At 25.4% G+C, this 7,399-nt stretch carries 6 protein-coding genes; all 6 read right to left on the minus strand.

Annotated features, from left to right (window positions below; translation table 11 throughout):
• Positions 1 to 600: 600 nt before the first annotated feature.
• The 6 genes from MBCUT_RS09360 to MBCUT_RS09385 all read right to left on the minus strand — a co-directional run bounded on the left by MBCUT_RS09360 (position 601) and on the right by MBCUT_RS09385 (position 7,148).
• Positions 601 to 1,986, minus strand: a complete 1,386-nt coding sequence (locus tag MBCUT_RS09360) for a putative glycoside hydrolase (RefSeq protein WP_084270799.1) — start codon at positions 1,984 to 1,986, stop codon at positions 601 to 603.
• 459 nt (positions 1,987 to 2,445) lie between these two features.
• A complete protein-coding gene (locus MBCUT_RS09365) occupies positions 2,446 to 3,561 on the minus strand; it encodes a transglutaminase-like domain-containing protein (protein WP_067260417.1) in 1,116 nt (371 codons plus the stop codon).
• 194 nt (positions 3,562 to 3,755) lie between these two features.
• A complete protein-coding gene (locus tag MBCUT_RS09370; RefSeq protein WP_067260418.1) occupies positions 3,756 to 4,820 on the minus strand; it encodes a hypothetical protein in 1,065 nt (354 codons plus the stop codon).
• 25 nt (positions 4,821 to 4,845) lie between these two features.
• The gene (locus MBCUT_RS09375; RefSeq protein ID WP_067260419.1) at positions 4,846 to 5,667 is read right to left on the minus strand and encodes a hypothetical protein; all 822 of its coding nucleotides are present in this window, start codon (positions 5,665 to 5,667) and stop codon (positions 4,846 to 4,848) included.
• A 135-nt stretch (positions 5,668 to 5,802) separates the two neighbouring features.
• Positions 5,803 to 6,201 (minus strand): hypothetical protein, encoded by a 399-nt coding sequence (locus tag MBCUT_RS09380; RefSeq protein WP_067260420.1) that lies wholly within the window; start codon positions 6,199 to 6,201, stop codon positions 5,803 to 5,805.
• Positions 6,202 to 6,290: 89 nt separating this feature from the next.
• Complete coding sequence (locus tag MBCUT_RS09385) at positions 6,291 to 7,148, minus strand: succinylglutamate desuccinylase/aspartoacylase domain-containing protein (protein WP_067260421.1); 858 nt, start codon at positions 7,146 to 7,148, stop codon at positions 6,291 to 6,293.
• Positions 7,149 to 7,399 lie beyond the last annotated feature (251 nt).

Genomic DNA, 7,399 nt, shown 5'->3' on the forward strand with positions numbered 1-7,399 from the left:
CATATTAACGCCATTAATTGGGGTTGAGTATAAATATGTTTTGATTTTTCACAGGAATACTCTGATAAAGACATCTTAGCAATTTCAAAGGACACAAAGGTAAATTTTATTAACTCATTATCACATAAACTGAACATGGGATCACCCTATTATTTTGGTAATACATAATATGTGATCCCATAATACTTAACATGATTTCTACAGAGTAAAAATAAAATAAAAAAATTAAAATATGCTAAAGCTTGAAAAAATAGCTATTATTAACAACAAAAAGTAGATTCTTTTTTATTTATTTTATTAACTATTTAAATCACCATAAGTTTATAAAGACATCCTATTCAGTAATTTTATTAGTTAAATAGCTATTATCATCTCATTATTAATCATTAATTATAACCATTCTTTTATAATAGCTATCAATGTTATTATTGATTATGATATTATTTTTGTATATAGTAATAGATGTGAAAATTGAGAATTGAAAATATTAAAAATATATATTTTAGATAATTTATTTATATACTTATTATCTATTAAATATATTTTAGGTATCTATACTAAGATTATTATTTTCAAGGTCAATATTCAATACTATCATAGTTAATAAGCGAGTAACAGATTAGAAATTCTCCATAGTTTATATCTGAACAATACTAAACCATCAGCTCCACCCTCAATAGCTGCTTTAGAGTTTGAAATCATTTCTTTTCCAGATAAAGATCTTCCATTTTTCCCATAAACTTCTAAACCAGTCCATACTTGAGCCCCATTTGAATGCTTAACATACCATTGAGTAGTCTTTCTTACCCATTCGTTAGTATTTACAAAAGCAGTTTTATAAACCATAGGCATTAAAACATCTAAATATTTACCCAATTCCTCAGTATTTTGGCCATACCAACTAATACTGCGACTAATTTCAGGCATTAAAGCAGCCGATAGTATTATTTTCTTATTATATTTTTTAGCCATTTGATTTGCCTTTTTAACAAAAAGAGTTATTGCTTTTTCTCCAGTTACTCCATTAGAGTAACTATATTGATAAGCAGCACGATGTTTTGAAGCTTTACCAGAATATCTAACATAATCAAAATGAATTCCGTCAATTACTTGAGTTTTAGCGTATTGTTTTACTCTTTTAAGTAATTTATTAAAGTATGCATAGTTATAAGATTTTGTCTTTGGATTTATTGGATTAATCCAGTTCCCATTATTATAGAAAGTACAAAACCAAATATGAACCTTAATTCCATACTTATGAGCTTTTTTAGTGAACTTTATAACCCATGGCAAACCATGAGAAGAAACTGCACTTTCAAGTAACAATATATTACCTATCCCTGCTTTTTTAAGACGATTAAAATTAACAGAACCTGCATATTGAGACCATAGCCAAATAGCATTACCTTTAATATAAGGATTAGAGTACTTATTTAGCTTACTTGATTTTTTAACATTTATATAAACTGAATCTGGTAATTTATCATGAGATAAAACCTTCCCAAACAAATATACATAGGTTTGATATTGTATTTTCTTATCATTACTTGTTTGTACATAATTTGGCAACTTATCATACTTATCAACATAAGTAATTAATTTTAAACTGTAGTTATTATAGCTATTTGAAGAAATTTTGCCTTTTATATTATCACCAGAAGGTAAATTAGGATATTTAACTTCTTTTTTGATGATGATGGAAGAATTATCCCCATTATTTTTATATTTAATAGTTTTAGCCATTAAATAAGTAAATTCTGGTATTGTTAATTTATATCCCCCACAATTTACTTTACTTGGCAGTTTTTCATGTTTTTCAACATAGCTATTAAGATTTTTAGATGCAGAAACCACTTTTTCCTGTGAAACACTAATCTTATCAGTGTTAGTGTTATCAGCTGCAAAAACATTATTACAACTTAAAAAAATAGCTGTAACCATCATAAATACGATCAATATTAGTTTAATATTTCTATTAATCTCCATTGTTTTCCTCAATTTATTTATTTTTAATCTTTTTAATTATTATTTCTATTGATATTTAATTAAATAAACTCTATTTATTACTCTTTTTATGAATATTTAATTAAATAAACTCTAAATCCACTTAATTACTCTTTTCATGAATATTTAATTAAATAAACTCTAAATCCACTTAATTACTCTTTTTATAAATATTTAATTAAATAAAACTCTAAATCCACTTAATTACCCTTATTATAAATATTTAATTAAATAAACTCTAAATCCACTTAATTACTCTTTTTATAAATATTTAATTAAATAAACTCTAAATCCACTTTATTACTCTTTTTATAAATATTTAATTAAATAAATTCTAAATCCACTTAATTACTCTTTTTATGGATATTTAATTAAATAAACTCTATTTAAATCCGTTGAATTATTATTTCTATTGATATTTAATTAAACAAGTTCTAAATCTTAATTGTTATTTCTATTATATTTAATTAAATTGATATTATATGCTGTATTAGTGTATACACAGGAGTAGATTCCTAAAAGTTTATATGAGTTGATTTTCCAATTAGAAACATAGCCTAATCTATTACCTTGATAAGTCCCATCGGCAACTATCCACTTTTTATTAATAAGAACTTGCACCCACACATGAGAAACAGTGCTTCCATCTAGATCCCCTTTAATAAACTTACACTTCCCATTAACATACCTTGTAGGAATATTACTTGCTCTAAATAATGAAACTAAAACATGGGAATTATCAACACAATTTCCTTTACGAATTTTTATAGATTTCTTAGCACCATACTTAGTGTTACCATAACGAAAATATTTAATATTACTTTTAACCCAATTAAAAATAGCTTCAGCTTTTTCAAGCTTAGTATTACAACCTTTTGTTAATTTTTTTGCTAATTTTTTAATAAATTCATCTTTAGGAGCATTTTTAGTAGAACTTAGATATTTCTTAAGAGAATCTCTTTTTATATATTTACTAAAAAGCCCAATAGTATAACCATTATTATTAATAGGACTCTTCCTTGAAACAGATATAGTAATTTTAGCTAACTTCCCATTGGAAGATTTACTCAAAAATTTGGAAATAGCAAAAATCATTGTTTCATACTGAATATTTCCTAACCGACTTTTAATATAGTTAGGAGGCCTATTGTTATTATCCATATAGTTAATAATAGCTTTAGAATAGCTATTTATATCTTTAGAAGATATTTCTCCGTTAATACTTGAACCTGTAGGATTTTTCACACTTTTAATATTATAAGGAATTGTTATATTATTTAGATCATTCTTTTGACTATTGATCACTGTTTTTGACATTAAATACATAAATTGTCCCATAGAATATTTCCTATTTGAAATCTCAACATATTCAGGTAATTTTTCATTTTTATTTATATAATTATAAAGAGATTTAGAACCTTTAAATACATCATTTTGAGATATTTCATTATTAAAAGAATTATTTTCAGTTATATCAGTAGCATAGCTACAACCAACTAAAAACACAACGAATAATAACAACAAAATTAAAACAATACTATCCTTTAATTCATTCATATTAAACACACGAAATCTTATATTTCATCAAAATAATAAAAAAAAAATATAATAAGATAATAGCTAAAATAGTTATTATTTAAGAAAATTATTTTGTATAAAATAGCTATTAATTACTATTTTTGAATTATAACTTCCAATAACTGGCATAATCATTTCCAACATCACCATATTTGAATTTTTTTAGTTTTAATTTAACCATAAAATTTTGTTAGAAAAAGATTATTGCCTCTATAAGCATCTTTATTTTTATTTTTATAATCAAGGTTGAATTCCCCATGATATAATTTTTTATCTGTACCCTCAGCTTTATAATAAACTTTTTTCATTATTTTTTGAGGAATTAATATTTTTATTGATTTTCCAGCTTTTATTTTTGGAACTTTAACCTTTCCAACAACTGGCCCATTGTTTAAGATAAAAATACTAATTACATTTAATTTTGTAAGAGATATATAACAATCTTTTGAAGTTTTAGTTCCACCATTTTTAATAGTTAAATACATTCCTTTACTGGTTTTTTTACCATTTGAAAATGATAAATCAATGAATGATTGTTTATTTGATTTAAAAACATCTTTTGATTGAGGGACCTTTATTTCATCAAGGTAATATGGAGAATATCCTATTATTCCATATCCATTCTTGATAGTATTTTTAATAATTTGATTTTTAAATCCTCCAGGACTAACAACCCCATTACTGACACTGTATCCATGAGATACTAAGAGATTGTTTAAAAACTTATTTCCAGATATTATATTCCTTTTTCCACCGACACGGGACTCTTGAGAAATTATATTCTGAGAAATAGTATTTTTTTCACCTGAAATACCAATTGAACCTTTTATATTATTAGAAGTTATTTGATTCTTATCTCCAAAAACATTGAGATTGCCTTTAAGTATAAAACCTGAAACTTTGACATTATTACTACTTATATACATTGAACTATTAATGAATTCTACTTTTCCAGAACCTTTTTTCTTAATAGTTAATTTATTTTTATTAATATAGAAATCCAAATTTTTATATTTTCCTGCTTTAAAAACGACTGTGTCTCCAGCTTTTAAAGGAGAAGTTTCATTTTTCCAAGAAATTGGGTTAAAAAATTTATTTATATCTTCACTACTGTTTTTAGTACTAAAATTATGTGTTGCTCCACTAACACCATTTGTAAGTCCGAATAAAATAGCAATTACAGCAATTGAAAATATAATTAATATTCCTATTTTTCTATGATTACTTTTAATAAACATTTTAAACACCTTTCATTGTTAATATTCAATTAGAATAATAAATTTTTGAACCTTTAGGTGCGATATTATTCTTATAAGTGTTTTTAGAGAATTTAACACTAGATTTAGAATAAGCAGATATAGCTCCACCTTTATATTTTGCTTTATTAGATTTAAAAATAGAGTTAGACACTTTTAAATAGCCAGCAGTACTACCCAAACATATTGCACCACCACTACCATAAATAGCTTTATTAGAAACAAAAGTACAACCACTTATACTAACATTTCCATTTGTATATATCGCACCACCTGCACCATTTTTTACAGTATTATACATGAAAACAGAATTAATCACCGTTAACTTATCCCCATTTATCGCACCACCAAAATCACCACGATCACCAATAGCACATTTATTCTTAGAAAAAATACAGTTTGATATCTTTAATGTACCTGAAGAAAATATTGCACCACCAAGCCCTTGATCAGAAGCAGAATACGGAGCATTACCATTTTTTATTGTGACACCATCTAAAGTTAGTTTAACACCACTATTAACATAGAATGCCTGTCCTTTTCCTTTTAAATCGATTATTGATTTACCTTTTTTCTTTGCAACAATTTTAATATTTTTATCAATTACAATATTTCTATTCTTTGAAATTTTACCAGACCAAGTTCCAGAAGCTAAAACAAGAGTGTCTCCTGATTTACACTTCTTAATACCGTCTGTTAAAGAGGATTTCTTTGTAATAGTTATTTTTTTAGCATCAATTGAATCTACCGAAGCCATTACTCCAATAGCTACTACTAAACTCAAAATTATCAAAAGTGATAATTTCTTAGAATTAAATTCAGTGAACATGTTTTCCTCCAAATTTTTAATCTGTTTTTAATTAAATTAAACATGAAATAAAAAAAATAAAAAAATTTTAATAATAACTTAAATTTTTAATTTAAAGTTTTAAATTATTTTAAATTAATTAAATTTTTAACTTTATTAACTTTCATATCCTTTAACCCATTTTTTCTTATTTTCGTGTAATCCTCCAGTTATGGTGTGTTTAACTCCTTTTTTATCCTTATAGGTAAATTTAACATTCATGTGCATATTTACACCTTTACCAACATACCCATTCCATTTAAATTTAACATAATGGATTGAACCTGATTTACCTTTTGATATAATAGGTTTTCCACCAACTTTCGCATCATTATAATAAGTTTTCCATGCTTTACCATTACTACTAATTATTTTAAAATTTTTAGGTAATTTAACCTTAAAAGTAAAACTTGTTTCACCTGAACTTGGAAAATCTTTAGTTACTTTAGTTGACGCCGCATTTATAGCTCCTGCTAATGTAATAGCTAGAAAAATAGCTACTATCAATACAAACAATTGCTTTTTCTTTAAAAAAATTTTAACATCCTCCTGTTTATTTATATTATAAAAATTTTTATTTTTATAAACCTAAATTAGCTAATTCTTTAGAATATTTTAAAAAATTTAGATGCAAATACGAGCATTTTATATTCAACATCTATCCATTTGGAAAAAGGACCTTTATCTCTTTCAACCTCTAAAGTTATGGTAGGTAGTCCATTAGCACGACTGTAACCTCTAACCATGCCAGAAGTCGCAGCACCATACCCAATTTTAGGATTTACATTTTTATTGATATAGTTAAGCCAAGCTTTTTCTCCTTTTAGAGGATATTTGTTAGCCCAAATAAAACCTCTCTTATAATTGGATATAAACCCACCAGTATGAACTTCAATTATATTTTTAATTTTGTTTTTCTTAGCAAATTGGACTAATTTATATCCTGGAGTTCCTTTTATATTAGAAACTCGGTTAGGATCTACTAATTTTTTAGTTTTAGGATTATACCATGTTCTCCTGTTAAGTGCTGTATCTTTAGGGATAACAAAAGGAATGATATAAATTGAACCCTTGATTTTCTTATTTTTTATCCTTTCTATAAATCTTAATGTAGCTATATTAGCTCCAGGTTCATTACCATGAATACCTGCAGAAATTAAAATTTTAGGTTTACCCGTGCCAAGCTTCAATATCACAGACCCTTTCTTACTCATCTGAACAATTTTCCTTGATAATTCCCCTTTAGGAATATTTTTTGAAATTTTAGAATTCTTTAAAACATTCCCTCCAACATTTTTATCAAAATAACTTATAGTGAAATTTGAAGAGCTATTTATCTCATTATTATCATTATTTGACGATGTTACTGCATTAACGCTACTTATAACACCAATAGCTAAAATAACCACTAATATTATTAAGAATAGAAAGAACCTTTTCTTTTTATATATTTCAGTGAACATTAAATACCCCCAATTCATTGTTATAATTTAGTAAAAAACCTATGTTCTTATTTTATCTCTGTAAAGATGATTTACACATCATTTCCATATTACAAAGCCAATTATGCCCTTAAAACAAATCATGACATAATAATTTATTTTTATATAATCATGTGTTTATTTAAAAGACCATATAAAGCTTTTGAAAGGCTTTACGCTCATAATTACCACTAAAACAAACTATACCCCCCCCCCCCCAATTATAAAAAAAA

The organism is Methanobrevibacter cuticularis (assembly GCF_001639285.1).
In the GTDB taxonomy this organism is placed as follows: Archaea; Methanobacteriota; Methanobacteria; order Methanobacteriales; family Methanobacteriaceae; genus Methanobaculum; species Methanobaculum cuticulare.

Bases quoted from the DNA above. Each gene is read 5' to 3' on its own strand.
- MBCUT_RS09360 (WP_084270799.1), bottom strand. From the start codon at position 1,986: ATGGAGATTAATAGAAATATTAAACTAATATTGATCGTATTTATGATG.
- MBCUT_RS09370 (WP_067260418.1), bottom strand. From the start codon at position 4,820: ATGTTTATTAAAAGTAATCATAGAAAAATAGGAATATTAATTATATTT.
- MBCUT_RS09375 (WP_067260419.1), bottom strand. From the start codon at position 5,667: ATGTTCACTGAATTTAATTCTAAGAAATTATCACTTTTGATAATTTTG.
- MBCUT_RS09365 (WP_067260417.1), bottom strand. From the start codon at position 3,561: ATGAATGAATTAAAGGATAGTATTGTTTTAATTTTGTTGTTATTATTC.
- MBCUT_RS09385 (WP_067260421.1), bottom strand. From the start codon at position 7,148: ATGTTCACTGAAATATATAAAAAGAAAAGGTTCTTTCTATTCTTAATA.